This is a genomic window from Streptomyces sp. NPDC002690, assembly GCF_053592415.1.
Map to the genome: position 1 here is coordinate 1 of NZ_JBSFVR010000630.1, position 2,440 is coordinate 2,440.

Consider the following 2,440-nt stretch of genomic DNA (forward strand, 5'->3'; position numbering starts at 1 on the left):
GCCCGTGGTGGGCGCGGCCCGGCGGGCGGGTGCGGGACAGCGGGGATAGAAGGCCAGGTCAGGGCCCATGTCAGGGTTGACCCAACCTCTAGAACGTGGTTTAATTAGTGATGTCGGAAGGGGAGGGCAACCCCCGACCGGCGAACGGCAGGCCGACCGGCCACCGGCACCCACTCTCACCAGGAGTCAAGCGATGAACGTTCCTCCGACCGTCACGGAGCTCGCCTACCCGATCGCGCTGGAACTCGGCGGGAACTGGCGCCCGCAGCCCGCGCGGCATGGCGTTCGGGAACTGGATCACGCCGCCACCTTCACCCACCTGGACGGGCGGCAACTCCATCTCTCTGAGCGGTTCGATGACCCCGGGCACCTGCACATCCGAGGCGCATTCCCTGCCACCGACTACCCCTTCCGGAAGGGCGAGCGTGACACGCTCCGAGTCGTCATGTCTGAGGATCCGGCGGGCATTGCGGCCCGGATAGCCGCCGACCTCATCCCCGTCCACCAGGATGTTCACGAGCGGGTGACCGACTACAACCGCGCACAGGCAGAGACGCGGCGGGGCGTCGAGGAGGCCGCGCGCGATCTCTCCGCCCGTCTCCCCGGAGCCCGTACCCGTATCGACGGCACAACGGCTTTTGTCTACATGAACCTTGAGCCGGGAGAGGTTCGTATCGGACTCGACGGTGAAATGGTGAGCCTCGCACTCAATGATGTGCCCCGAATCATCGCCGACGCCGTGGTTTTTGCGGTGAGCCGTTTTCTCCCCAGCGTGCAAACTCCCGACGATGAGTTGGGCTGCTGTGGCGACGGATGCGCCCTCTAATTTCCGCATGCACTCGGGGCGGTGCGCTTCCGTGGTGCACCGCCCCCGCACAGAAAGGCCCCGTGGTGAGCGCCGATATATTTATCATCGAGCCACAATGGACAGTCCAGGCCCCATACCTCCGGTGCACTCTCAAGCGCGCCCTTGCGCTCCAGTCCGCACACAACGTGTGGTCCGGTACTGAGCACATCAACAACGCCGTTGCGATGGCCTATGGCGATCAACTCCCGGATTTCCGCCGATGGGAACTAACTCGCTCCCAACTCCGCACACTCAAAATCGCCATTGAATGGCGCCGGGCTACGCGCGCGGCCAGTGATAAGACGACCGCTCCCGATATCCTCGAACGCTGGACGCGAATAGAGGACGAGGTCATGGGCGCATACCGCGCCACGAGCAACGAATCGGGTTCGTGCTGAATGTAGGGTTGCCGATCATCCGCAAACATGGTTTAATTAGTGATGTCGGAAGGGGGAGGGCAACCCCCCGACCGACACCCCCGGAGGGCCAGTCGGCCCCGAACGTCTATCTCTCACCAGGAGGACTGCGACATGCCCCGTAAGCCGAAGATGACCGACGAAGAGCGCCGGACCTACTCTGCCAAGATGCGCGGTGAGCTCGAAGCCGTCATGGATCGTGCATATGGTGCGATGGTCGCCCGCGAGGACTTCTGGGCCGCTGTCATGCGCACGGCTGCGAACCTCACTCACACGGACCGCGACGACCGCAGCCCCACCAACTGCATCGCCGTCGCCGCCCAGCACCCCAACGCCACCCACATACTCAGCTCGGGTGACTGGCGAAAGATCGGACGCTTCCCGACCAAGGGCTCCACGTCTCTCCGCATCTGGACGCCGATCAAGCGGCGGCCGGAGGAGGGGCAGGAGGGCGCGGCGGCAGCTTCCGACGGCGGCCAGCGAGAGGCCACCGACAAGACCACCGAAGGTGCACCGCGCAGGGTGTCCGGCTTCAAGGCGGGGCCGGTTTTCGACATCAGTCAGACTGACGGCGACGCATACGAGCCGCCCGCCGCCACCCCGCTCGCCGCCGAGGTCGTTCGCGATGTCCTGGTGAGCCAGTACCGCGACCAGTACCACGAGGACCCCGAGCAGGCCGGAGGCTTCGACTTCACCCAGCGGGCACCCGACGACGCCGTGCGCATCCTGCTGTACGGCCACGCGTGGCGGCGCATCCCCGAGGCGGACGCCCCCCTTCCCGGCCAGCATGCCGCCGAGGTGGCTTCGGCCGCCCACGTTGCCGCGCTCATCCTCGGAATCCCCCCGGGCCCCGCCGTCATGCCGCCGCTCGCGGGCATCATCACCCAGGACAAGCGGCCCCCGGTTCATGAGGCCGCCGTACGAGTCATCGAGACCGGCCGCGCCATCGCCCGCGCCGCCAGGGCTGCCGCCGAGCGTCGACGTGAACTTGTCGCGGCCGGTTGACCAGAACCGGAGAACATGGTTTAATTAATGGTGTCGGAAGGGGGAGGGCAACCCCCCGACCGACACCCCCGCCGGGGCTCGTCGCGCTCGGCGGCTGGGCCATCGGCATGCGCAACATGATCATCTACGAGCTGGAGTCCGACTACTCCTCGTACCTCTCCGCCCTCGGCGC

General features: G+C 66.4%; 2 protein-coding genes. Both read left to right on the plus strand.

The annotated features are described in order from the left end of the window. The first annotated feature begins 193 nt into the window (after positions 1 to 193). The gene (locus ACWD3D_RS36080; protein WP_451464886.1) at positions 194 to 826 is read left to right on the plus strand and encodes a hypothetical protein; all 633 of its coding nucleotides are present in this window, start codon (positions 194 to 196) and stop codon (positions 824 to 826) included. A gap of 551 nt (positions 827 to 1,377) precedes the next feature. Then, a complete protein-coding gene (locus ACWD3D_RS36085) occupies positions 1,378 to 2,268 on the plus strand; it encodes a hypothetical protein (RefSeq protein ID WP_451464887.1) in 891 nt (296 codons plus the stop codon). Positions 2,269 to 2,440: the final 172 nt, after the last annotated feature.